The 24,379-nt window shown below is 45.7% G+C and carries 20 protein-coding genes, 2 tRNA genes and 1 other annotated feature; of the genes, 1 reads left to right on the plus strand and 21 read right to left on the minus strand.

Features of this window, described 5'->3' with window-relative positions; genetic code table 11:
* Window positions 1-452 precede the first annotated feature (452 nt).
* The 14 genes from PAENI_RS28295 to lspA form a co-directional block, all read right to left on the minus strand.
* Window positions 453-526: transfer RNA gene (locus PAENI_RS28295), tRNA-Ile, on the minus strand.
* A gap of 44 nt (window positions 527-570) precedes the next feature.
* Window positions 571-647, minus strand: a tRNA-Met gene (locus tag PAENI_RS28300).
* An 82-nt stretch (window positions 648-729) separates the two neighbouring features.
* On the minus strand, window positions 730-894 hold the full coding sequence (locus PAENI_RS32090; protein ID WP_019909365.1) for a hypothetical protein: 165 nt from the start codon (window positions 892-894) through the stop codon (window positions 730-732).
* 112 nt (window positions 895-1,006) lie between these two features.
* Window positions 1,007-2,494, minus strand: a complete 1,488-nt coding sequence (locus tag PAENI_RS28305) for an ABC transporter substrate-binding protein (protein ID WP_149647585.1) — start codon at window positions 2,492-2,494, stop codon at window positions 1,007-1,009.
* Between the two features lie 499 nt (window positions 2,495-2,993).
* Window positions 2,994-3,632 carry an orotate phosphoribosyltransferase gene (pyrE, locus tag PAENI_RS28310; protein WP_042190802.1) on the minus strand — a complete coding sequence of 213 codons (639 nt, stop codon included), beginning with the start codon at window positions 3,630-3,632 and terminating at the stop codon, window positions 2,994-2,996.
* Window positions 3,629-4,375, minus strand: a complete 747-nt coding sequence (gene pyrF, locus PAENI_RS28315) for an orotidine-5'-phosphate decarboxylase (protein WP_149647586.1) — start codon at window positions 4,373-4,375, stop codon at window positions 3,629-3,631. The genes pyrE and pyrF overlap by 4 nt, the downstream gene beginning before the upstream one ends.
* Before the next feature lie 110 nt (window positions 4,376-4,485).
* Window positions 4,486-7,713, minus strand: coding sequence for a carbamoyl-phosphate synthase large subunit (gene carB, locus PAENI_RS28320; protein WP_149647587.1), 3,228 nt, complete (start codon window positions 7,711-7,713; stop codon window positions 4,486-4,488).
* A 1-nt stretch (window position 7,714) separates the two neighbouring features.
* Window positions 7,715-8,893, minus strand: coding sequence for a glutamine-hydrolyzing carbamoyl-phosphate synthase small subunit (gene carA, locus PAENI_RS28325; RefSeq protein WP_149647588.1), 1,179 nt, complete (start codon window positions 8,891-8,893; stop codon window positions 7,715-7,717).
* 117 nt (window positions 8,894-9,010) lie between these two features.
* The gene (locus PAENI_RS28330) at window positions 9,011-10,294 is read right to left on the minus strand and encodes a dihydroorotase (protein WP_188114730.1); all 1,284 of its coding nucleotides are present in this window, start codon (window positions 10,292-10,294) and stop codon (window positions 9,011-9,013) included.
* Window positions 10,295-10,404: 110 nt separating this feature from the next.
* Complete coding sequence (locus PAENI_RS28335) at window positions 10,405-11,310, minus strand: aspartate carbamoyltransferase catalytic subunit (protein ID WP_149647589.1); 906 nt, start codon at window positions 11,308-11,310, stop codon at window positions 10,405-10,407.
* Between the two features lie 4 nt (window positions 11,311-11,314).
* On the minus strand, window positions 11,315-11,878 hold the full coding sequence (gene pyrR / locus PAENI_RS28340) for a bifunctional pyr operon transcriptional regulator/uracil phosphoribosyltransferase PyrR (protein ID WP_149647673.1): 564 nt from the start codon (window positions 11,876-11,878) through the stop codon (window positions 11,315-11,317).
* A 618-nt stretch (window positions 11,879-12,496) separates the two neighbouring features.
* Window positions 12,497-13,750: an LL-diaminopimelate aminotransferase gene (locus PAENI_RS28345; protein ID WP_076299647.1), complete on the minus strand. Its 1,254-nt coding sequence runs from the start codon at window positions 13,748-13,750 to the stop codon at window positions 12,497-12,499.
* 207 nt (window positions 13,751-13,957) lie between these two features.
* On the minus strand, window positions 13,958-14,929 hold the full coding sequence (locus tag PAENI_RS28350; RefSeq protein ID WP_042190820.1) for an RluA family pseudouridine synthase: 972 nt from the start codon (window positions 14,927-14,929) through the stop codon (window positions 13,958-13,960).
* Window positions 14,922-15,434 (minus strand): signal peptidase II, encoded by a 513-nt coding sequence (gene lspA / locus PAENI_RS28355; RefSeq protein WP_042190823.1) that lies wholly within the window; start codon window positions 15,432-15,434, stop codon window positions 14,922-14,924. Before lspA ends, PAENI_RS28350 begins: the two co-directional genes overlap by 8 nt.
* 246 nt (window positions 15,435-15,680) lie before the next feature.
* On the opposite strand from lspA, the gene PAENI_RS28360 reads away from it, so the two are divergent.
* On the plus strand, window positions 15,681-16,406 hold the full coding sequence (locus tag PAENI_RS28360) for a TraR/DksA C4-type zinc finger protein (RefSeq protein WP_042190825.1): 726 nt from the start codon (window positions 15,681-15,683) through the stop codon (window positions 16,404-16,406).
* A 426-nt stretch (window positions 16,407-16,832) separates the two neighbouring features.
* Here the strand turns inward: PAENI_RS28360 and PAENI_RS28365 are convergent, their stop codons facing one another.
* From PAENI_RS28365 to PAENI_RS28395, 7 genes are all read right to left on the minus strand, one after another.
* Window positions 16,833-17,123, minus strand: a complete 291-nt coding sequence (locus PAENI_RS28365) for a DUF5665 domain-containing protein (protein ID WP_371915735.1) — start codon at window positions 17,121-17,123, stop codon at window positions 16,833-16,835.
* Window positions 17,124-17,458: 335 nt separating this feature from the next.
* The gene (ileS, locus tag PAENI_RS28370) at window positions 17,459-20,551 is read right to left on the minus strand and encodes an isoleucine--tRNA ligase (RefSeq protein WP_149647590.1); all 3,093 of its coding nucleotides are present in this window, start codon (window positions 20,549-20,551) and stop codon (window positions 17,459-17,461) included.
* Window positions 20,552-20,915: 364 nt separating this feature from the next.
* Window positions 20,916-21,190: a binding site (T-box leader), on the minus strand.
* Between the two features lie 241 nt (window positions 21,191-21,431).
* The gene (locus PAENI_RS28375) at window positions 21,432-21,944 is read right to left on the minus strand and encodes a DivIVA domain-containing protein (protein WP_042130215.1); all 513 of its coding nucleotides are present in this window, start codon (window positions 21,942-21,944) and stop codon (window positions 21,432-21,434) included.
* Window positions 21,945-22,171: 227 nt separating this feature from the next.
* A complete protein-coding gene (locus PAENI_RS28380; RefSeq protein ID WP_042190831.1) occupies window positions 22,172-22,954 on the minus strand; it encodes a YlmH family RNA-binding protein in 783 nt (260 codons plus the stop codon).
* Window positions 22,955-22,963: 9 nt separating this feature from the next.
* A complete protein-coding gene (locus tag PAENI_RS28385) occupies window positions 22,964-23,203 on the minus strand; it encodes a YggT family protein (RefSeq protein ID WP_042194359.1) in 240 nt (79 codons plus the stop codon).
* A gap of 34 nt (window positions 23,204-23,237) precedes the next feature.
* Window positions 23,238-23,678 (minus strand): cell division protein SepF, encoded by a 441-nt coding sequence (locus PAENI_RS28390; RefSeq protein WP_042190833.1) that lies wholly within the window; start codon window positions 23,676-23,678, stop codon window positions 23,238-23,240.
* A gap of 11 nt (window positions 23,679-23,689) precedes the next feature.
* The gene (locus tag PAENI_RS28395; RefSeq protein ID WP_042190837.1) at window positions 23,690-24,376 is read right to left on the minus strand and encodes a YggS family pyridoxal phosphate-dependent enzyme; all 687 of its coding nucleotides are present in this window, start codon (window positions 24,374-24,376) and stop codon (window positions 23,690-23,692) included.
* Window positions 24,377-24,379: the final 3 nt, after the last annotated feature.

Raw genomic sequence — 24,379 nt, forward strand, 5'->3', positions numbered from 1 at the left:
CTTTACGGCCCGACAAAAGAGCAGTGGGCCGAGTACGGAGCGCTATCTCCAGTAATTTAGAGTAAGATTATATCCGCTTTGGCCGTTTGGCTATAGTGGGATTTATAAGTATTTTATCATAGGATTGAAAGTGGTGGCTTGAATCATAGACAAGAGGATACCATCGGACTGAAACTGTTGATTCTATTGAACTAACGGGTAAGTTGCCTCTGTATAATTGATGGCATATGTTTCCTTGCCTGAGATGTTTAATCGTCTTTCTACGGCCGTTGACAGAATTGAAAATGAACTTAATAAATTCGCAGAAAAGCAGCTTGAACCTGTGGAATAGAAGTCTCGTTAGCAAATCGGTTAGCAAGCTCCAAAATATGACCTTTCCCCACTCTCACCCGTTTGCTTCAGCGAGCCTATAGACAGCAAAAAACCCTTACAAAGTAAGGGTTTTTGATAAGTGGGCCCTGAGGGACTCGAACCCCCGACCAATCGGTTATGAGCCGACCGCTCTAACCAACTGAGCTAAGGGCCCGGATCTAAAAATATCCGAATGTAGAATTGCTGTTGTAAATAAATTGGTTGCGGGGGCAGGATTTGAACCTGCGGCCTTCGGGTTATGAGCCCGACGAGCTACCGGGCTGCTCCACCCCGCGTCAGAAAAAATATTCAAACAGCGACAATAAATAATATACAGTACAAATTGGGTCTACGTCAAGGAAGAATTTATAAAAGTTCTCAAGGCAGAAATCTAACCCCGTACCTTCCCTTACGGGATCGATAAATTTCTACAAAACGTGGGTCATGATAACCGTAAATCCAGCCATCTTGCTCCAATCTTTTAGCCAAACAACCTGCTTGAAATCTGGTCCTGAACAGTTTCGCGAAGTATATCCAATTCATGATGCCCTCTTCTCCTTTTCGCAAATTTATGATACACCGCTCTGAACTTATCATGCCCAAGTTCCACAAAATAAGCCACCAGAAAACTGGTGGCTTAGGGCATATTCCAGAGTCATTCACCGATCGAGTTGAAATAGACCGTAGGATCTTTTTCAAGTGTATCCAGCATGGTATTCCCTTGCTTCTCCCAAGATTTGAGTGCATTCTCGACGGTTTTCTTCCCCTGATAAACATCAATGAATAGTTGTCGTCCAACATCCCCAATCTGGCTAATCCCAGGCTTCTGCATCTGTAAACTGATCAATAAAGGATCCGTTGCAGGTAAAGGCTTAAGCGTATAAAATGCCTCTAAATTTACAGAAGGGGTTTGAGCGATAATATAATCCTTACGGGAAGTCAGTTCACTCTTGTTATGGGCTTTAATTTTCGCAACCTCATTACTGTTGACGAACTTAATCAAATCCCAAGCATCTTCCTTATTAGTAGCCGTAGAAGTAATAGCCATCATATTACCAAGCCATGTTCCAATCGCAACATCCGGTTTTTCCTGAAAGGTAGGTACAGTAACCACGCCCCATTTGATGGGACTGTAATTTTTGATCTTAGCAGCATTACGAGCCACTCCCGCCAGTTCATTGAGATAACCATATTCTCCAACGACCATTGCTGCTTTACCTGTGAGGAACAGATCACCTTGGATTGGACTATAGGTATTCCCTTCTGTTCCTGCAAAATCCAACCCATTTAACTCAGGTACAATTTGTTTCTTAACCAACTGGCTGTAAGTAGTCCAAGCCTGATTCCACTGCGTAGTATTTACAGTCATGTGCTGACCCTTATTATCGTACATCTTAAGTTCTAGCGGTGCGACATAGCTCTGCATATCCCAGAATGGATCACTTAAGTAACGATTCATCGAGAACCCGTATATCCGTGTTTCTTTATTAGATGACTTCTTCGTCACCTTATCTGCCAGCGTAAACAGTTCATTCCAAGTCATCTTGTCCGTTGGATAGCCCACACCAGCAGCATCAAAGATTCCCTTGTTATAAAAAAGTGCGCTAGACGAGAAGATCGGCGCCAACGCAAAAAGACTTCCTCTACCCAGCTCACGAACTCCATTCAGCATTGTAGGCGCCATATTGCTTAAATCATATTGATCACGCGCTATAAGCGGCTCCAGCGATTGGACAAGATTATGATCTACTAAACTCTTCACTAATGCGCTATCACCGATGATCACATCAACAGGCTTATCCCCGCCCATAATCGCTCGGATATATTCCAAATTGTCAGAGCTTGCGTCTGAGGGGGTGTTATTGTACCGAAGGTCATTCGTATCTATAGCCGGAATAATCTCCAATTTGATTTCTGGATGCTGCAATTCATACATATCCGTAAACTGCTGACGAAAAAACCAATCGTCCTCCCCAGACCATAGACTCCCAATACGCAATACACGTTGCTCCACTGAAGCCTTAGAAGGCTCAGCCCAAGCCGTATTCCACCCATCAGAGATTAAGGGTAGTATCAGCGCAGCGCATACCCCAAGGCTTAACCAGCGGCGCCACAGCCGTTTATTGTTGTTTTTATGATTCATTATTATATCCTCCCATAAAATACTTGATTCTTCTACATCTTATGGATAAATAATCCATAATCCTAGTAACAGTATAAAGCTTTAATCAAGAAGGGAAGTTACAGGACGTTTAAAGTTATACTACGATTTCTTCATATTATTCTCATAAAAATGTTACTAGGAGCTTTTGCAGATACACGATCTCCATCTTCCCACTCACACTTGCTCACTTGCTACATCTCCATTGAGCGACACAATCCTATCCTCTACAACTGGATAGTTTCACTTTCTGCAACTATTAGAGCCAAGTTTATTTTGTTTCTCCTTTTAATTGCACTCTGTACAGTTAAAAACCAAGTGCAACTATAGTGCCAATTCCTCTAAGAAAAGTTAGTTTAAGTGTACAAAATACAACTGTTCGTGTCTTGGATGACAGTTGAGTATGTTGTGTCTGTTAAAAAATAAAAGCCCCTCACTGAAAAGTGAGAGGCTCGCCTAAACTATACTCATTTATTTAAGCTTAAACACCAAATGATGAAGGATCTTTTCTCCAAGACTTCAGTACTTCTACGTCCGTCGATTCAATTTTACCTTGTGCAAGAGCCACATCAATCAATGTGCTGTAGTTGGACAAGCTTTGTAATGGCATTTCAGCTGCAGCAAAAGCATCCACTGCACGGTCCAGCTCATAGCTGAAGATTGCGAGTACAGCCAGCACTTCTGCGCCAGCTTCTTGCACGGCCTGAGCCGCTTTGATGGAGCTTCCACCTGTGGAGATCAGATCTTCAATAACAACAACCTTTTGTCCCGGTTTAATCAGACCTTCGATCTGATTCTGCTTGCCGTGGCCTTTAGCTTTATCACGGATATAAGCCATTGGCAGGTTCAGTTTATCTGCTACCCAAGCCGCGTGTGGAATACCCGCGGTTGCTGTACCTGCGATCACTTCAGCGTCCGGATACTCGCTCTTAATAAGCTGCGCGAAGGCATCTGCAATATAGTTACGAACTTCTGGGTAAGCCATAGTCAGACGATTGTCGCAATAGATCGGCGATTTGATACCAGAGGTCCATGTAAAAGGCTCCTGGGGACGCAGTGCTACTGCTCCAATCTCCAACAGATAACTTGCTACTTGTTCACTTCTATTTAATGAGCTCATGCTAGGGTCATCTCCTCAATAATGTTTAGTGCTGCTTGACGTGGATCTGGTGAAGCTGTAATCGGCCGTCCTACAACAAGGTAGTGACTACCCTGACGAATGGCTTTTCCAGGTGTCATAACCCGGGACTGATCGTCCAAGGAAGCACCTGCTGGCCGGATACCCGGTGTAACCGTGCAAAATGCTGGGCCGCAAGCTTCTGCGATAGCTGCGGACTCTTGTGGCGATGCTACTACACCATCTAGACCCGCATCGGCAGCCAGCTTGGCGTATCTTACCACAGTATCCGCTACCTCTCCAGCGATCCCAATTTCGTTATTCATCACTTCTTGACTCGTACTGGTTAGCTGGGTAACTGCAATAATCAAAGGCATCTTAAGGGCAGCATTAGCACTAACTGCTGAAGCCGCTCCATCGCGTGCTGCAGCCAACATGGCTGAGCCCCCTGCCGCGTGTACGTTAAACATATCAGCGCCAAGATTCGTAAGACTTTGAGCGCCACCTTTTACCGTGTTAGGGATATCATGCATTTTCACGTCAACGAACACAGAATAGCCACGAGATTTCAGCTCTTGAATAAATTCTGGTCCTGCCGCATAGAACAGCTGCATGCCTACCTTCATATAGCAAGGAATTCCTTCCAGCTTATCTATTAAGGCTCTTGCTCCAGTCACATCAGGATAATCCAAAGCGATCATCAGACGATTCGCCATTGCTTTCCACTCTACTTCTCCTACTCCCATAACCATGCTCCTATCCAGTGCAGACTACATCCACACCCTTTATTTATTAGACCCTAGGCATAGCGGAACGGTCTGCGTAAACGCAAACCGCCCTATGCATCTTTATGAGATTAGTTCAATTGTCCGACAAAAGCAGGCATGGACTGTGACGAGAAGTTAATCGTCTGCAGCATTCTGAGAAGTGCCGTCACTGTATCCAGTGAAGTCATACATACGACGCCATTCTCAACCGCTTCACGGCGGATTCGGAATCCGTCACGTTCTGGCGTTTTGCCTTTAGTCAGTGTATTAAAGACGAAGTTAGCTTGCCCACCACGAATCAAGTCGAGAATGTTTGGCGCACCTTCATCCAGCTTGTTTACATTCATTACGTTGAGGCCTGCTTCTTCAAGCGCTTGTGCCGTGCCTCCAGTTGCAATGATTTTGTAACCCATGGAGTGGAAGCCCTTCATAAGTTCCACAGCTTCTGCTTTATCTTTATCTGCCACCGTAACGATGATAGCGCCTGTGGCTGGAATTTTCATCCCTGCTCCGATCAGACCTTTGTATAAAGCTTTTGCGTACAATTTATCACGGCCCATAACCTCACCGGTTGATTTCATTTCAGGTCCGAGTGTAGGTTCTACTCTACGCAGTTTGGCAAAAGAGAACACTGGCACTTTAACCGATACATAATCGCTTTCCGGCCACAAACCTTCTGTATAACCGTCATCCTTCAGCTTGCTGCCGAGAATGATTTTGGTTGCCAAATGCGCCATTGGAATTCCTGTCACCTTACTCAGGAAAGGAACCGTACGCGAGGAGCGTGGATTTACTTCGATTACGTATACTTCGTTCTGATAGATAACAAACTGGATGTTGACCAGTCCAATCGTCTTCAGTTCCTTAGCGATTTTAATAGTGATCTCAGCGATTTTCTCTTTTAGACCTTCATCCAGATATTGCGGAGGATATACGGCGATAGAGTCACCGGAGTGAACACCTGCGCGTTCGACATGTTCCATGATGCCCGGAATAACTACTGTCTCACCATCACAAATCGCGTCTACCTCAACCTCTTTACCTAGCATGTAACGGTCAATCAATACCGGATGCTCCGGATTCACTTTCACCGCTTCTACCATGTAGCTAAGCAGTTCAGTATCGTTATATACGATTTCCATTGCACGTCCGCCTAGTACGTAGGAAGGACGTACCAGCACCGGATACCCAAGGGATTGTGCAGTTTCTACAGCTTGATCCACGTCGGTAACCGTTTTTCCTTTCGGTTGAGCGATATCAAGGCGTGCCAGCAAAGCTTCGAATTTCTTACGGTTCTCAGCTTCATCAATGCTATCAAGGCTAGTTCCAAGAATCTTCACACCAGCAGCACTTAGAGGTGCCGCAAGGTTAATCGCTGTTTGACCTCCGAATTGAACAATAACTCCAATCGGATTCTCTTGCGCAATTACGTTCATGACATCTTCGAAGAATAATGGTTCAAAGTACAACCGGTCCGAAGTATTAAAGTCTGTAGATACAGTCTCAGGGTTATTATTGATGATAACCGCTTCATATCCAGCCTTTTGAATGGCCCATACCGCATGGACTGTGGAGTAATCGAACTCAATCCCTTGACCGATCCGGATTGGACCAGATCCCAGCACGATAACCTTTTGCTTATCAGAATGAATGACCTCGTTCTCAGTCTCATAAGTCGAGTAGTAATAAGGTGTAGAAGCTTCGAACTCGGCCGCACAAGTATCTACCATTTTGAACACAGGTGTTAATCCTTGCTCCAAACGTAGCGCGCGCACATCAGCTTCTTTGGTGAATTTCCCGTTCGCTTGTCCTTCTGCACGAATCTCAGCAATCGCACGGTCTGTAAAGCCTTTACGTTTCGCTTGGTATAGAGTTTCCGCAGACAACGTTTCTTCGCCGCGAATAACCTCTTCAAAGTTAATCAAACCTTCAATTTTGGAGAGGAACCACCAGTCTACGTTCGTAATATCCTGGATTTCTTGCAAACCGTAACCACGGCGGAAAGCTTCAGCAATCAGGAACAGACGCTCATCGTCAGGCTTCGCAAGACGTTCACGCAGCACGCTCTCTTCCAGTGTCTCTGCACCTGGCAGACGGAACCGGTGAACACCAATTTCCAAGGAACGGATCGCTTTATGAATCGACTCTTCAAAAGTACGGCCGATCGCCATTACTTCGCCTGTCGCTTTCATTTGCGTACCCAGCTTACGGTTCGCATGAATGAACTTGTCGAACGGCCAGCGTGGAATTTTACTTACAATATAGTCAAGTGTTGGCTCGAAGCATGCATAAGTCTGTCCGGTTACCGGATTGACGATTTCATCCAGCGTGTAACCCATCGCGATTTTGGCAGCCATTTTGGCAATTGGATATCCAGTTGCTTTGGAAGCCAGAGCCGAGGAACGGCTGACACGCGGGTTTACTTCGATTACATAATATTGATAACTTTGCGGATCAAGTGCGAATTGTACGTTACATCCACCTTCAATATTCAGGGCGCGGATGATTTTGAGTGAAGCTGTGCGCAGCATTTGGTATTCGCGATCCGATAACGTCTGGCTAGGTGCCACAACGATACTGTCACCTGTATGTACGCCTACAGGATCAAAGTTTTCCATGTTGCAGACAACGATACAGTTGTCATTAGCATCACGCATAACCTCGTATTCAACTTCCTTCATGCCGGCAATACTCTTCTCAACCAGACATTGTCCGATCGGGCTGTAACGAATTCCTGCTTTGACGGTTTCACGCAGCTCTTCTTCGTTATCACAGATCCCGCCGCCTGTGCCGCCAAGTGTATAAGCTGGACGTACAATCAGAGGGAATCCAATTTCCTCAGCGAAATTCATTGCTTCATCTACAGTAGTGATAATGGTGCTATCCGGTACAGGTTGATCCAATTCACGCATTAGATCACGGAACAAATCGCGATCTTCTGCTTTCTCAATGGAATCAAGCTGTGTACCGAGAAGCTTAACATTCTCTTGCTCAAGTACACCTGCACGAGCCAATTCTACAGCCATATTTAGGCCAGTTTGACCGCCCAGCGTTGGAAGCAATCCATCTGGACGCTCTTGGCGAATAATCGCAGTTACGAATTCAAGCGTAATAGGCTCGATGTACACTTTATCTGCAATATTTGTATCTGTCATAATCGTTGCTGGATTGCTGTTAATCAGTACGACTTCCACGCCTTCTTCTTTAAGAGCTTGGCAAGCCTGAGTTCCTGCGTAGTCAAACTCCGCTGCTTGGCCGATGACGATCGGTCCGGAACCGATCACTAGTATTTTTTTAAGTTTATCGTTCTTTGGCATGTTATAGAGCTCCTTTCACGGCTTCAAGCTGTAAGTTAGTTTTTGGCGCCGTGATTCTGGCGTTTGCCGCAAGTTGTGCCTGACGTGAAACAACAGGTGTCTTTGCTTTATGATCGGCAATCAATTGGAGGAAGCGATCGAATAAGTAGCTGCTGTCATGTGGTCCTGGCGCCGCTTCTGGATGATATTGCACCGAAAATGCTGGGTAACGTGTATGTTTAATACCTTCAACAGTCTTATCATTATTATTAATGTGAGTAACTTCTAGTTCAGTGTTCTTCACAGATTCCTCATTCACGGTATAACCATGGTTCTGGGAAGTGATGAAGCAGCGTCCGCTTTCCAGTTCCTTCACAGGGTGATTCCCACCGCGGTGACCGAATTTCAGCTTCTCTGTATCCGCTCCACAAGCAAGTGCAAACAACTGATGACCAAGGCAGATGCCGAAGATCGGATATTCACCAAGCAATTCGGAAATCGTCTTGACAGCGTGAGGCACATCTTTCGGGTCCCCAGGGCCGTTGGACAGTAGGATACCATCTGGGTTCAGACGGCGAACTTCTTCCGCTTTTACATCATGTGGCACTACAACAACATCACAACCACGTTCGTTAAGCTCACGTAGAATACCAGCCTTCGCACCGTAATCCACAAGTACAATTCTTTCTTTGTTGCCTGGGCTGCTGTACGAACTTGCAGTTGATGTACGAGCTACCTGATTGCGCAATTCCTCAATCGTAGTATTTCCCATCATTTCCATCAGTTCCTCTACACGTTTGTTAGAGGTGGTCAGGATCGCTTTCATTGTTCCGTAGTGGCGAATAATCCGAGTCAACATCCGAGTATCAATCTCGCTGATCCCTGGAATATCGTATTCTTTCAACAAGTCGTCCACACTATATTCAGCACGCCAGTTACTAGGTACTTCTTCATGACGGCGCACTACAAAGCCGTGTACGAAAGGTCGAATAGATTCAAAGTCATCCCGAGTAATCCCGTAGTTCCCGATCAATGGGTAAGTCATTGTAACGATTTGTCCGCAATATGAAGGGTCAGACAGCACCTCTTGATATCCTGTAATTCCTGTATTAAAAACAACCTCGCCTGTCTTCTCGCCCTCAGCGCCAAATGCGGTACCTGTAAATAAAGTTCCGTCTTGCAGCAGCAATCTCGCCTGCATTCCATTCCACTCCTTCTTGTTTCTGTAGTCTAATGCTTATGCCTTACAAGCCTTCCGGAGTGAACGTGTACACAATCGCTGCATCCGTAAAGATTGCAACTCCGCCCCACCAGTCCGCTAGTTTTTCTCAGTCCATACGGCTTTGCCGTCTACCCATGTCATTACTGGCCAGCCCTTAAGCTTCCAGCCACCGAAAGGAGTATTCCGTCCTTTACTTGCGAAAGATCCTGGGTCTACTTCTTTCTCCTGCTCCAAATCAATCAGTGTCAAATCTGCAGGAGCTCCGATATCCATCACACCGGTGTTCAGTCTGAATACCCGTGCAGGATCAGCAGTCATTCTTTGTACTAGTAAGGATAAATCCCATTTCCCTGTTGCTACAAACGCTGTGTATAGTAGTGGGAAAGCTGTTTCGAATCCAACGATACCAAAAGGTGCAAGTTGCATGCCTTTAGCCTTCTCTTCCTCACTATGCGGCGCATGATCCGTAACAATCATATCTAGTGTGCCGTCAAGCAAACCTTCGATACATGCTTCAACATCGCGGCGGGAGCGAAGCGGCGGGTTCATTTTCCAATTGGCATCAAGGCCTGGAATATCTTCTTCAGAGAGCAGCAAGTGATGCGGACACACTTCAGCAGTTACTTTAATGCCGATTTCTTTCGCTTGGCGAATCAGTCGCACCGATTGTTCAGTACTTACATGGCACACATGGTAATGAACGCCTGTCGCTTCAGCCAGCAAAATATCGCGTCCAACATGGATGGCTTCTGACTCATTTGGAATTCCTTTCAGGCCATGCTTTCTTGCGAACTCACCTTCGGCTACACAGCAGCCTTCAACCAGTGAATTATCCTCGCAGTGAGCAATGACTGGCATATCCAGTGCTGCGGCGATGTTCATAGCATCTTTCATCATTTGAGCACTTTGCACGCCCACGCCGTCGTCGGTATAACCAATAGCTCCAGCTTCTTTAAGCGCTGCAAAATCAGTCAGCTCACGTCCGAGCTCATTTTTTGTAATGGCTGCATAAGGAAGTACTTTAACGAGTCCTGCTTCACGCGCTTTGTCTTTGACAAATTGTACAATTTCCGGGGTATCTGTTACTGGACGGGTATTAGGCATACAAGCGATGGTTGTAAATCCGCCTTTGGCAGCCGAACGACTTCCGGTTTCCACTGTTTCCTTGTGTTCAAATCCCGGTTCGCGTAAGTGCACATGCATATCAATGAGTCCTGGAATGAGCAGCTTGCCTTCAGCATCAATGATCTCTCCAGCTTCTGGAGCAGCTTCATTTCCATCGATTAAGGCCGAGATAACACCTTCTTCAAGTACAATATGTTTCCGCTCTAACAAGCCTTCCTTATTCAATACGCTGGCGTTTCTAATAATCACTGTCATGATTCTACCTTTACCCACAGATCCCGGCTGCGGGCCCTCTCGTTATTATATAATAAAAATTCATGTTTGTGTATATTTATTAGTCCTTATTCATCATCATTCTTTTAACTTTATAGTAAAGCTCTTTCGAGAACTGCCATCCGAACCGGAACCCCATTAGACATTTGCGGGAAAATCCTTGATTGACTGCTCTCTACAACTGCATCATCAATCTCGACATTCCGGTTAACCGGAGCTGGGTGCATAATGATTGTATCTTTTGCGAGCTTAGCTGCGCGTTCTTCCGTTAAACCATAATGTCTGCGGTAATCTTCCGCGGAAAGTACGATGCCAGAAGAATGACGTTCCAGCTGCACACGAAGCATCATGACTACATCTGCTTTAAGAGCTTCTTCTATGGTTACATAAGGTGCGTATTCCATAAGCTCAGGAGCCTTCATATTCTCCGGTGCACAGAATTGCACTTTAGCCCCTAGCTTTGTAAGACCCCACAGATTGGAGCGTGCTACCCGGCTATGCATGATGTCCCCGATAATAGAAACCGTGAGACCCTTTAAATCTCCAAACGTTTTGGTCATGGTGTAAAGATCAAGCAGCGCTTGTGTTGGATGTTCATTGTTGCCGTCACCCGCATTAATAAGCGGTATGGACACCTTCTCAGCTAATTGCTGCAGCACACCTGCAGGCTTCAAACGCACAACTCCGGCATCGATCCCCATCGATTCCAGTGTGCGTACTGTATCGTAGATCGACTCCCCTTTTTCTACACTAGAAGCTGCAGCTGTAAAATTCAGTACTTGTGCACCCAATCGTTTCTCTGCCATTTCAAAGGAGAAACGTGTGCGTGTGCTGTTCTCAAAGAACATGTTAGAAATAAAATGCGAGTTCAAAATGGGAGTTAGCTTCTTACTTTGATTGTCCCAGTACGCTGTTCTGTCCAGCAGCCCAGTGATTTCCGACCGATCAAGCTCTTTTATTCCCAGCAGACTACGTTCCTTTACCTTGGTAAGTGTCATGATGTTATCGTTCCTCCCGGTTTGAAATAATGTAGACCTCGTCTTTGCCGTCGTATTCCTTCAGCGCCACTTCAATCTGCTCATGCTTTGAGGTAGGTACATTCTTACCGATGTAGTCTGGTCGGATCGGCAGCTCACGGTGTCCGCGGTCAGCCAGTACTGCCAGTTGAATCATTCGTGGGCGTCCACAATCCATCAAAGCGTCCATCGCCGCGCGGATGGTGCGTCCGGTGTAAAGCACATCGTCGAACAAAATGACCTTCTTATCATGGATGCCATCATTGCCGGAAGTAATAATGACGTTACTCTTCACTACTGCTTCACTGCCTCCTACTTCACGGTCATCTCGATAATGCGTGATGTCGAGTTCGCCGTAAGGAATCTCGACGCCTTCAATTTCCTTGATCCGCTCAGCGATGCGCTGTGCTAGGTATACGCCACGTGTCCGGATACCGACCAGCAGACAATTCTCAATCCCTTTGTTCTTCTCCAAAATCTCATGAGCAATACGCGATAATGCCCGGCGGATCGCCGTTTCGTCCATAATTACATTTTTCTCAGTAACCATAATCTTGTCACCCTCCACTTGTTTCGCCTGTTCAAGTTCCTGGAAATCAAAAAACTCCTTGCCTATAACAGGCAAGGAGTGAAATCCGCAGATGAAGAAGATGGTGGCCGCGCGCATAAAAAGACAGTCCGGTGTATACACACGGATACCTTTCTAAGAGTCGCGAACCTCGATTCACGTTACCTTGCCAGCCTCACAGGACTGAATTAAAGGCGCTATTCATTTAATCAGAATTATGACAGAACAAACCCTGCATGTCAACTTTATCTGCCTAAACTACAACGCTTTCCAAGCCTGCTTCTATTAACAACAAAAGGAAGGCGGTATTATAGGGAAAACCTCCCTATAATTAGGCCATAATAGTCATTATGATCAGGTTATGCGGAATTCCTCCCTATAAATTGAAAGATTTCCTTGAATACAACCAAATATGCTGAAATAGAGGGGGAAATTCCCTATATTCTAGCGGATTGAAGCTAAAACACAAAATTAGAGGGAAGAATTCCCTATCTTACAGTAGCTCTATTCTACAGTAGTCTAATCCACAGTAGACTAGCCACTACATAAAGAAAAGCCACCCAAGGTTTCCCTTAGGCGGCTTCAATGTCTAACTAATGTTTAAAATTCAAACTCCACATCGCTTAAGCGTCTTTGGATTTCAGAGATGACACGTCTTTCTTCCTCTTCCCCTTTAGCAATAAAGGTAACAGAGAAACGTACAAACGGACCTGCATCATCCCAAGGCACGGTGGAGATTAGCTTTTCACGGATCAGGAATTGCGAGAAATCCTCACCGGATTCGAAACGGCGACCACCTTTGACCCCCTTAGGTGCTGCAACATAAAGGAAGAAGGAGCCCTTTGGTTTCTCAGCTTGGAAGCCCAGGCTGTTCAGTGCATCTACCAACAGGTTGTGACGACGAGAATACTTGGCAGCAATCGCTTCAGTAATCTCTGGATGAGCAAGACCGTAAGCCGCAGCTTTTTGAATTGCGATAAATTGACCGGAATCATTATTATCCTTCACATCACTGAAGGCTTTAACAACTAAAGGATTCCCAGCAACAAAGCCGATTCTCCAGCCTGTCATATTGTAGGACTTGGACAAGGAATGCAGCTCCACGCCAACATCCTTAGCACCCGGAACTGACAAGAAGCTAAGCGGCTTCAAACCGTCATAGGTCAAGGCAGCATATGGTGCATCGTGGATAACGACTACATCATATTTTTTAGCCCATGCAACTACCTCAGCAAAAAACTCAGGAGTCGCACTAGCGCCCGTCGGATTGTTTGGATAGTTCAAGTAAAGAAGCTTGGCTTTATGAGCAACTTCTTCTGGAATTTCGTTCAGATCTGGAAGGAAGTTATTCTCTTTCTTCAGCTCTACTGTAAACACTTGTCCACCCAAGTATTTAGTGTGTGTACCCAGCACTGGATAACCCGGCACCGTCATGATCGTAATATCTCCTGGGTTAATGAAGCAAGAAGGCAACATCGCCAGTGCAGGCTTAGAACCGATAGAGTGAACTACCTCCGTAACGGGATCAATGCCTTCAACACGGAATACTTCCCGCAAATAATCAGCAGCAGCTGTCTTAAACTCAGCAATTCCATTGTCCGCATAACCACGGTTCTCTTCCTTAGCTGCTTCTTCAGCAAGCTTAGCCACGATACCTGCATCAGCCATCTCATCTGGCTCGCCTACGCCCATATCGATCAATTCAATATCAGGAAAATCCTGTTTTGCGGATGCTTTAGCACGTTTGATTTTCTCGAATTTATAAATCGAAGTGTCCTTGCCGTAGTTCGCACCGCCGATGCGGTCTGCAAAATTAGTCTGAATGAAGCTGTCTTGGTATTGTTCAATACTCATACTTTCATCTCATCTCCTGGATATCTATTCTAATTTTAGAAGAAACGGCTTCGCCGTCCCTTGGATGGCTTATGTTTCTAGAGATCCGTTTCTGTGATAAAAAATAAGGATAAAGAATAAGGCATAACCTTCTCTTTATCCTTATGTTATTAAATATGATGGAAAGCAGAGTTCAATACCATAGACTAATTATCACTTCATTTGTACTTATCTGCTGCGCAATGTGAACAGAACATCTTCCATGTCTTCCGGAATAGGTCTGCTGAATTCTTTATATTCACCTGTCGTAGGATGAATAAATCCAAGCACCGCCGCATGTAACGCCTGTCCATTCATAGCTGTTCCTTTACTGCGTCCATAAATCGGATCACCCACAAGCGGATGACCAATGAATTTCATATGCACTCTGATCTGATGCGTGCGGCCAGTCTCCAGCTGCAGCTCCAGTAGTGTACAGTCACCGAAACGTTCCATCACCGTAAAATGGGTCACAGATTTCTTGCTGTTCTTTTCCGTTACAGTATATAGCTTGCGATCATGTGGATCTCTACCGATCGGAGCGTCAACCGTTCCTTTGTCATGCGACAAATTGCCGTGTACAACTGCTATATAGCGGCGTGTTACACTGTGCTCTTTAAGCTGTGCTGCGAGCGACGCGTGACTGGCATCATTTTTAGCCACCATAATAAGACCAGAGGTATCCTTATCAATACGGTGTACAATACCTGGACGAATCTCACCATTAATACCGGACAGATCCTTGCAGTGATACATCAGTGCATTTACCAAGGTGCCTGACGGGTGCCCGGCAGCCGGATGTACAACCATACCACGCGGCTTATTTATAACAATGACATCGCTGTCTTCGTATACAACTTCAAGAGGAATATTCTCTGGGATCAAGTCCGTAACTTCCGCTTCTGGTACGACAATGGAAACTTTATCGCCTTCTGAGAGCTTATAGTTAGCTTTAACCGGTGCCCCATTAACCGTAACATGGCCACCACTGATCCACAGCTGCACCTGAGAACGAGAAATATCCTCTTCCCAAGATTCCGTTATATATTTATCGATTCGCTCCCGCGCGTTCTCTGCTGAAACGGTCCACTCCGTGACGTCCCTCTCTTCTTCGCTCGTAGATGCCGCTTGGTGATTGACGTCTTTACTCAAATCATTCATTCCCTTCTTTTACTTCCTTTGCTTCTTTTACTTCTTTGATTTCCGTGATTTCTTCACCATTCTTAAGATCGCGGAAGGAGTCCAAAAGAATCAACCCAACCCCAATGACGATACATGAATCCGCAACGTTAAAAATCGGGAAGCTATAGCTTCCAAAATTAAACAGAAGGAAATCGACAACCTCACCACTGATCATCCGGTCTAGGAAGTTACCTATCGCTCCACCCAGAACAAGTCCAAGGGCAACCGATAGCATCTTCCGCGAATGTCTAGTTTTGTTCAAGTACCAAACGATACCTGCAACCACTACAACCGTAACTAAAAAGAAGAACCATTGCTGACCTTGTAGAATCCCAAAAGCAGCCCCGCGATTACGATGTGAGGTAATTAGGAAGAAATTCCCGATCACCGGAATCTGTTCCCCAAGCTCCAGACGTGTGGCAATGAGATACTTCGTTCCCTGATCCACCAAAAATACAATAAGAGCAATCAAATAGTACACCACAGAAGTTGTCACTCCGTTCTTATTTTTCCCGCCAAATGCGGTACGAATACTGTTATAAGACTTGTATATTGTAGCACAGCCCTTAGAAGATCGTCTATTGCGTGACACCTCTCGGGCGCTTAATCTTGGGGACTATTTTCCATCGCTAAAATAACGCCTCTCAGGTCAACCTAACAAAGAACCATCCGGTGCAAATCGGTTTGTCGGAAGGATTCTTAATAAAGTACAGAAAGGAGCTTACTCATCATGACGCACCTGACAGTACAGCAGCTCTCAGAGCTACGCGCCCGATTAGAAAAAGACCGTGATACTATTCAGCACAGGCTTCAGAATAATGAAAATTACGGCTTACAGGAATCCATGCGGGATGGCACCGGAGAACTTTCCGAGAATGACAACCATCCAGGCGATGCAGCCACCGATTTGTATAATCGCTCCATGGATATTTCACTGCTAGAGCGGGACGAGCATGAGCTGGATGATATTGAAGCTGCTCTCAACGCTATGGATGAAGGCACCTATGGGATATGTAAAGCTAGCGGTAAACCGATCCCTTTTGAGCGTCTATCCGCTATTCCCTCCACGCTTTATTGTAAAGAGCATGCCCCACGTCAAAATGCACCTTTTACTCGGCCAATTGAAGAAGAATTTTTGTCTCCTCCATTTGGGCGTACGAGTCTCGATGAACGAGAGGATCAAAACGGCTTTGACGGTGAGGATGCCTGGCAGATTGTAGAAAGCTATGGAAACTCCGATTCCCCCGCCATGGCGGAGGGCAGCAACATTGACTCCTATAATGATATGGAGATTGAAGCCGATGAGCTTGAAGGCTGCGTAGAGCCTTGGGAGAACTTTATCGCCACCGATATTACAGGCAACAATGTAGTTGTAGTACCGGGACGTAGCTACGAGCGTTACAAGGATAGTGGCGAGGGAAGTTACATGCTTGATCCGCTCGAAGGCGAGGAGTAAAAGCATCGTCCCCACAAAAAAATGAACAGCGTGCGGTTCCAGTTTCATTGTGGAATGGCCCGCTGTTTTTTTATTTTTTCTGCGCTATGTCATTTTGTTAAGAAAATGTTCAGATTCAGCTGGTAAACTGATCTAACGCATGCTGAAATCGACATACAAGGAGTGTAACGTAAGTGAATCACGACTATTTTAAAAATGTACAACAACTCAGTCATGAAGATGACCGACGATATTTATTATTAATGAGAGGCTTACGCATCTTACACGAGGAAAAAAAGCAGCGCAGCCCTCTCCAAAGATTAAAGAAGGAATGGTACGGACTCGGGAGAAACATAGAAGCCCAAGGCTGGATAAATCCACCAAAGAAGATTGACCGAACCCCACTCTCTCCTACAAACCAAGTAAAGATAGCTACGCCTTAAAAAGCTATTTGAATTCCAGCTGACGCTGAACAATTCGTACAATATCCGCAATATAATCTCCGATGATCGGTAGATTCAAGGCTCCAAGAACCTGAAGAACATAGATGATCGTTGCCGCAAAAAAAGTAAAGCCCAGCGCGATCCCTACTCCACGAGCCGCTCCATATAAAATATTTTTCCAAATTAGTGTCCAAGGTGAATATAACAGCTCCGTATACTGATAAATTCGTGATTTCTCTAAGATATGGGCCCATTCAAAGGTTAATCGATACATTGTATTCATTTTTTCTTCCAGTGGAATGTCTTCTGGATTGCGATGATCTGCTGTTAAACGCTCAGGGTTTTCCTCAGGAATAACCTTTTTCTCCACTCCCTTATCTGGGCTGTTCTTGTTGCCGGATGTCTTGACGGAGATTCTGTTCTTCTGATCCTCCACAGCCACAGCTCCTCTCATACGTCTATATTCGCCACAAAGTAAACGAGCCCGGTCAAAGAGAATACATCTCCTTGAGCACGAGGCTCGTTATTTTCGCGGGCGAAATATAAAGACTATATTTCCCGCATAAACAGAAGTTCTCTGTTTACACTTGTGCCGCTAGTATATGCTGTTTTGGGACAGGTAATGCAGATTTACACTTCAATATGGATACCGATGGATTTACCACCGACATCTACCGTTTCAAAAGCGTGTTCTCCGTCAAAATCAACCGTAGTCACAAGTACATTGTCTCGCAATACATTCTCAAAGGCTGTAACTGCTGCTTTAAGCTCATCGTCTACACTCAGCGTGAGTGCGATCCGTTTCTCGATCGGCAGATCCAAACGTTTACGGTAATCTTGAACCGCACGAATGATCTCACGAACCCAGCCTTCTTGTTCAAGCTCAGGTGTGATTTCGGTATTGAGCGCAACCGTAATTCCATATCCGGAAGCTGCGGCGAAACCTGCTTTAGCTTCTTTTTCAACGAGTAGCTCTTCAGAAGTGATCACCAGCTCTTCTCCCTCTGGCGTCGCAATCGCGATTGAGCCATCTTGCACCGCTTTGCGGGTAGAGTTACTGTCCAAAGCTTTTAGGAAGCCTTGCAGGAAGCCGACGTTTTTACCGTATTTTTTACCGGCAACTTTAAGATTCAGCTTGAGTGTGAAGTCAACAAATCCACTGTCGCTAGTCTCTAGCACGATGTTCTTGATGTTGATCTCGTCTTTGATGATCTCTTCATACTCAGCCAAATGGAAGTCACGGTTCATCGAAACGATCAGCTCAGACAGCGGTTGACGATTCTTAATGCCTGTTTCGTTACGCACATTACGCGCCAGCTCAACGATTTGTCTCGCACTTTCCATATCCTCTTCCAGCTCTTTATCGATCAAGCTCTCATCAGCAACCGGATAATCTGCTAAATGCACACTTTCTCCACCGCCAAGATTCGTGAAGATATCTTCAGACAACATCGGTGTAAATGGAGCCATCAAAGACGCTGTCTTCAAAAGCACATGGGTCAGTGTACGGTAAGCATCCAGCTTATCTTCACCTAGACCACTACCCCAGAAACGATCACGGGAACGACGGATATACCAGTTACTCAGCTCATCTATAAAGTTCTCAATACCTTTGGATGTATTCACGAAGTCATTAACTGCAAGTCCTTTGTCTACCAAAAGAATCAAGCTGTTCAGACGGGACAAAATCCAGCGGTCCAACTTATGTTCCGATACTTTAAAAGGATGATCGGCAGGATCATAACCATCGATGCCTGCATAAAGCGTCAAGAACGCATGCGTATTCACCAGTGTATCTACAACTTTGGATTTGGTTTCACCTACAAGGCCACGAGAGAAACGTTTGTTATTCCACGGTGCACTATCGGATAGAATCGCCCAACGGAAAGCATCCGTGCCGTAATCGTTCATGATATCCCAAGGATCAATAACATTGCCTTTTGATTTGGACATTTTTTGACCATTCTCATCAAGGATATGACCGTGAGCAATAACAGCTTTATATGGAGCTTTACCTTTAAACAAGGTAGATACAGCTAGTAAGCTGTAGAACCATCCACGTGTCTGGTCGATCCCTTCACAGATCATATCCGCTGGATATTGATCATTCAGCTTATCCTCGTTCTCAAATGGATAATGACTTTGCGCAAATGGCATCGAACCACTATCGAACCAAACATCGATAACTTCTGGTGTGCGAACCATCTCTGCCCCTTCGCTGAAAGGACTGCGTAGCTTGATCTTATCTACAAAAGGCTTATGCAGCTCGATATCCTCAGGTACATCGCCAATCGCCATCGCTCTCAGTTCTTCAATGCTGTGTGGAGCGAACTCTTTGCCCGTTTCTTGACATACCCAAACATTAAGCGGTGTGCCCCAGTAACGATTACGGCTGATATTCCAGTCCACCAGTTCATCCAGGAACTTCCCGAAACGGCCTTCACGTACATGATCAGGATACCAATCTACACTGTTGTTGTTAGCAATCAGCTGATCTTTGATCGCTGTAGTGTTTATGAACCAGCTGTCTGTTGCGTAGTACAAGAGTGGTGTATCACAACGCCAGCAGAACGGATAGCTGTGCTCGTATTTTTCTTTGCCGTAAAGCAGTCCTTTTTCAGACAAAGCTTTAACGATATCCAAATCGCAATCTTTCACGAAGCGTCCAGCAAAATCAGACACTACATCCGTATACTTACCGGAATTATCAACCACGTTCACGAAGCTGATGCCGTTCTCGCGGCAAGTCTTATAGTCATCTTCACCATGCGCTGGTGCCATGTGTACGATCCCAGTACCACTGGAATCTGTAACGAAGGAAGCACCTACGATGACATTGCTTTTCTCTGCCTTGATGTATCCGAATGGAGGAGCGTAGGTTTTGCCGATAAACTCGGAACCTTTATGTGTAGAAAGGACTGTGTGCTCGCCTTTCATTACTTCCTCCACCAAATTTTTGGCAACAATGTAGATACCGTCTTCTTGTTGTACACGTACATAATCCATGTCAGGGTTCATGGCTAACGCCATATGTGCTGGCAGCGTCCAAGGTGTAGTCGTCCAAGCTAGTACGTAGTCTCCACTGTCATCCAGTTTGAACTTTGCAGTCGCACTGAGATCCTTGACAGTCTTGTAGCCTTGGGCTACTTCATGGGAGCTTAGGGTAGTCTGACAGCTTGGGCAGTAAGGACTAACCCGATGTCCGCGGTAGAGCAACCCTTTGTCATGTACAGTAGCCAAGATGTTCCACACGCTCTCGATATACGTGTTATCCAAAGTTACGTAAGGATTATCTAGATCCGTCCAGTATCCGATACCCTCTGTAAACTCGCGCCATTGCTTCTCATAACCGAAGACGCTGTCTTTACATTCCTGAATGAATTTTTCTACGCCATATTCCTCGATCTCTTGTTTGCCGGAGATGCCAAGCTTCTTTTGTACGCCTAGTTCTACTGGCAAACCGTGTGTATCCCAGCCCGCTTTACGTACCACGCGGTAACCTTTCATCGTTTGGTAACGACCGATGAAATCCTTGATTACACGGCCCAGCACGTGCCCGATATGCGGTGCACCGTTCGCTGTTGGAGGACCTTCGTAAAATACATAGTTCGGACGTCCTTCACGATTCTCCATCGATTTACGGAACGTATTTTCGTCGCTCCATTTCTTGAGTATGCGGACATCTCTTGCCCGCGCTTTTTCTTTGACATCTACTTTTTGCATGTGTTGGTCAATCCTTTCATGGTTTAGTCTGTAAAGCTCTTTTCGATCCTTGGGCAGTCTGGTTCAGCTCTTGCCTTCGGTACCCGAGCCGCGATCCCGCAGGGCAGCACTGGCTCGGGGTGCCACTGGGACCGGCGAGTGAAACGCCGGTCTGCTCTAGCAGTGAAGGCCCCGCAGGCGAACCCGCCAGGGGAGCCTAAGAAGGGCCGCTCCTTCAGCCACCTGAGTCCGTTCGCTTCCACCACCGTACCCGTTTGCACAAGCCTTTACATTACGGGTGTCCAGAGGGCGGCAGCCCTTTGGGGTCCCCCTTAGAAAGAGGGATGGCCACCCCGGAACAACAAAATAAGCGTCATCTCACCCCCAAAGGGGCGAGACAACGCTCGCGATACCACCCTAATTCTGCGCATGAGCACATCCTTAAGGGGAGTGTATTCAGCACAATCTCAGTCCTGCGCGTAAATCTCATGCACAGGTCCGGTGTAACGTCCGGCGGACGGCTAAGCTTACGCACGATCAACGCTTCAGCTTAACTTCTAGGGGAAGATCTTCCGGCAGGGTTCGAACAATCGGCTCTCAGCAATCGCCGACTCTCTGGAGAACGTTACCTTGTCGTACTTGTCCCGTCATCGAATACATATAAACATTATACAGATATGTTCTATTTATAGACTTTTTAAGTCTAAATGTCAACAACCGCTAGCCAAATCCGCAATTAGGAGTATACATGTGCAGGCGGAATACTTTATTATGATCGATTTTAGCGGAAAATAAAAATAGAGGGAATAACTCCCTCTATTTAGCCGATTATAGCATGAAATTATAAATTAGAGGGAATTCCCCCCTATAAATTCAATCAGCATTCATTCATCATAATGCATTAGATACGATGTAGAACATCATCCTTAAAGGTTACGTTCTCGCTTGCCTCACGACTCTCCAAGGCATTCCAGTCATCCTGTGACAACAGCTCGAGCTGTGCTTCCACCAATGTGCGGAAACGAGTGCGATAGATCGAAGCTTGCTTACGCAATTCTTCAGTCTCAATAGCAACCTTACGGGATTTGGATAACGCTTCGTTAATAATCCGATCCGCGTTCTTTTCCGCTTCCTTGATAATGAGCTGCGATTCCTTCTTGGAGTTGTTCTTCACATCATCCGCCGCTTCCTGAGCGACTAAGATCGTTTTCGATAAACTCTCTTCAATATTCACAAAATGATCTAAACGCTCTTGAATGGACAAAAGCTGATTCTGCAGCTCTTTGTTCTCACGGATGACACTTTCGTAATCCTTAATTACTTGATCCAGAAATTCGTTGACCTCGTCCTCATCATAACCGCGAAGTCTCCGAGAGAACTCCTTGTTATGTATATCGAGCGGTGTTAATGGCATGCTGTGCACCTCCTAGAAATTTCGGACCTTCTAAGTCTCTGAACCATACCTGCGCAGCAGACAAAGAAGAAAGACTGTACTTCAAGTAAAGGCAGAGGATGTATCGACGTTCCAACTGCCATTCATGGTTCGCCTCTTTTATAAAATATCGGCGTCCTGCTTTAAAAATGTTTGATTCCCTCGAAATAATCAATTTCGACAAGTAAAGCCGGATTCCTGCAAGGGATTCACACAAATTTACCAACCTGAACACGGTATCGGCCCTTTTTCGTCAAACTACCAACCTCTAGAACCTTGAATCGACCAAATCCTTGAATAGATACCATGTCACCATCTTTAAGTCCGCAGGAAGGGTCTTCTTCCACTTTCCAATTTACCCGAACGCGCCCAGCCTTGATGGGAGCAAGAATTTTGCTTCGACTAAGCCGTGTTACATCTGCGGCTATGCCATCCAATCGTAGGGACGCTACAGTCAAATCCATCATTTCCAGCTTCACCTCACTATTACGCAAGGCAGAAAGTGGCAATACCTCCGTGCTCACCTGTATTCGGTGTACTCCAGTTAAATTCATGTCTAAATAATCTGCAATATCTGCAGCTACTACCACATGACAACCATCGTCCAGAACATGAATATCACCGATTTTTCCACGTTTTACTCCAAGACCCAGAATAGAGCCCATGTAGTCCCCATGCTCTAACGCCAGAAACTTTTGCTCACCAGAGGTTATCGCAAGAACGCTCAGCTCCATGTCCTCATGATCCAGATCACGGTAATCAGGCGCAATGAGTGCTCGCTTCCGCTCTGCCTCAGGGTGGCCGCCTTCCCATCTAACGATAACATCTGGATGTCGATTGACCAGACTTTGCAGAATAAATCCTTGGCGCGGATCTAGAAATTCGGTCAGTTTCGTCTCATGATATTCTCCAGCATGGGTAACCCATTCCCAAGCCTTGTCCACAAATTGTCTTTCATCGGGATGAAAATGCCCGTAAACTTCTGTCTTCATCACTTCTGCCTAAAAAATTAAGTGCAAAATGGATTTGAGTCCACCTGCCGCAAATTCCAAGACGAATAGTGCAATGATCGGGGAAATATCAAGCGTACCAAAGAGTGGCGGAATAAACCGACGAAATGGTGTCAAATACGGCTCAACAAGCTTGCTCAGCAGTTCTCCGATAAAGTTCTCACGAACGTTTGGTAACCACGACATCAGTACGTAGAAAATAATCATGTAAAAATAAATATTAAACAGCATATCAATAATGTAATCAATTTGGGGCAAAGCTCATTCACCTCATTCTGTTATAGTCTGGATCGTCACCTAGGATTTCCGTAATGGCACCTTGAATTTCAACGGTATCTGGCGTGCACATAAATATATTGCCCCCAATTTTAGAGATTCCTCCCCCAAGGGCATAAACGGTTCCACTTAAAAAATCAATAATTCTCATTGCCTGATCATTACGGACACGCTGAAGATTGATCACTACCGTCCGGTGAGAACGGAGATGGTCCGCAATTTCCTGAGCCTCATCGTACGAACGTGGCTCATAAAGTACAACTTTTACATTCTTCTGCGAATGGATACTGACAACGTTGCCCCTTTGATTTTTGCGGGTTTCGACAGGGGCTGGCTCATACTCATCCTCTTCGTGGATTTGCTCCCGCTCCACAACTTCTTCTTCCTCCTGCAAGCCCAAAAAACTCATAAATCGGTTCATAACGCTCATCACGATCCCTCCTAATGGCCTACTAACACCGTACCTAGGCGTACCCAGGTGGCTCCTTCCTGTATCGCCACTTCAAAATCATTCGACATTCCCATTGATAGCTCCGTAATCGGTTCAGGTGTCAAAGCAAGTTGATTGAGCTCATCGCGCAGCTCACGAAGTCCGCGAAATACAGGGCGGGTAAGCTCCGGATCACCTTCTAAAGGTGCCATCGTCATTAGTCCAATTACTTTTACACGGTCTAGACTAGCAATTTCACGCAAAAATCCAGGTACCGCCTCAGGCGACAGACCAAATTTCGTATCTTCTCCAGAGATGTTTACTTGAAGAAAGACATTCACTTCTTGATCTGCGGCAATCGCCTTTTTGTGTAATTCTTGTGCCAGAGATATCCGGTCCAAAGAGTGTATATATTGAAACTTGCCAATAACGTCTTTAACCTTATTGGTCTGCAAATGCCCGATAAAATGCCATGTCCCTTGGTCCCCTAAAACCTTCCATTTGTGCTCAGCATCCTGCCAGCGACTCTCGGCAATATGCTCCAGGCCTGCCTCCAATACGGAGGACACCATTTCCAGAGAAACATATTTCGTCACTGCAATTACCTTGACGTCATTTCGATCCCGGCCGCTTGCCGCGCAGGCACGTGCTACACGTTCCTCTACCTCAGCAATTCTCTCCTGCAGTGTTAAAGCCAACTT

The sequence above is a fragment of the Paenibacillus sp. B2(2019) genome (assembly GCF_008370385.1).
GTDB lineage: Bacteria > Bacillota > Bacilli > Paenibacillales > Paenibacillaceae > Paenibacillus_AQ.

Bases quoted from the DNA above. Each gene is read 5' to 3' on its own strand.
- carA (WP_149647588.1), bottom strand. From the start codon at position 8,893: ATGCAGGCGAGATTGCTGCTGCAAGACGGAACTTTATTTACAGGTACC.
- pyrF (WP_149647586.1), bottom strand. From the start codon at position 4,375: ATGGGAGTAGGAGAAGTAGAGTGGAAAGCAATGGCGAATCGTCTGATG.
- carB (WP_149647587.1), bottom strand. From the start codon at position 7,713: ATGCCAAAGAACGATAAACTTAAAAAAATACTAGTGATCGGTTCCGGA.
- PAENI_RS28380 (WP_042190831.1), bottom strand. From the start codon at position 22,954: ATGAAGACAGAAGTTTACGGGCATTTTCATCCCGATGAAAGACAATTT.
- PAENI_RS28385 (WP_042194359.1), bottom strand. From the start codon at position 23,203: ATGCTGTTTAATATTTATTTTTACATGATTATTTTCTACGTACTGATG.
- PAENI_RS28335 (WP_149647589.1), bottom strand. From the start codon at position 11,310: ATGACACTTACCAAGGTAAAGGAACGTAGTCTGCTGGGAATAAAAGAG.
- ileS (WP_149647590.1), bottom strand. From the start codon at position 20,551: ATGCAAAAAGTAGATGTCAAAGAAAAAGCGCGGGCAAGAGATGTCCGC.
- PAENI_RS28330 (WP_188114730.1), bottom strand. From the start codon at position 10,294: ATGACAGTGATTATTAGAAACGCCAGCGTATTGAATAAGGAAGGCTTG.
- PAENI_RS28360 (WP_042190825.1), top strand. From the start codon at position 15,681: ATGACGCACCTGACAGTACAGCAGCTCTCAGAGCTACGCGCCCGATTA.
- PAENI_RS28345 (WP_076299647.1), bottom strand. From the start codon at position 13,750: ATGAGTATTGAACAATACCAAGACAGCTTCATTCAGACTAATTTTGCA.
- pyrE (WP_042190802.1), bottom strand. From the start codon at position 3,632: ATGAGCTCATTAAATAGAAGTGAACAAGTAGCAAGTTATCTGTTGGAG.
- PAENI_RS28375 (WP_042130215.1), bottom strand. From the start codon at position 21,944: ATGCCATTAACACCGCTCGATATACATAACAAGGAGTTCTCTCGGAGA.
- PAENI_RS28305 (WP_149647585.1), bottom strand. From the start codon at position 2,494: ATGAATCATAAAAACAACAATAAACGGCTGTGGCGCCGCTGGTTAAGC.
- PAENI_RS28350 (WP_042190820.1), bottom strand. From the start codon at position 14,929: ATGAATGATTTGAGTAAAGACGTCAATCACCAAGCGGCATCTACGAGC.
- pyrR (WP_149647673.1), bottom strand. From the start codon at position 11,878: ATGGTTACTGAGAAAAATGTAATTATGGACGAAACGGCGATCCGCCGG.
- PAENI_RS32090 (WP_019909365.1), bottom strand. From the start codon at position 894: ATGAATTGGATATACTTCGCGAAACTGTTCAGGACCAGATTTCAAGCA.
- PAENI_RS28390 (WP_042190833.1), bottom strand. From the start codon at position 23,678: ATGAGCGTTATGAACCGATTTATGAGTTTTTTGGGCTTGCAGGAGGAA.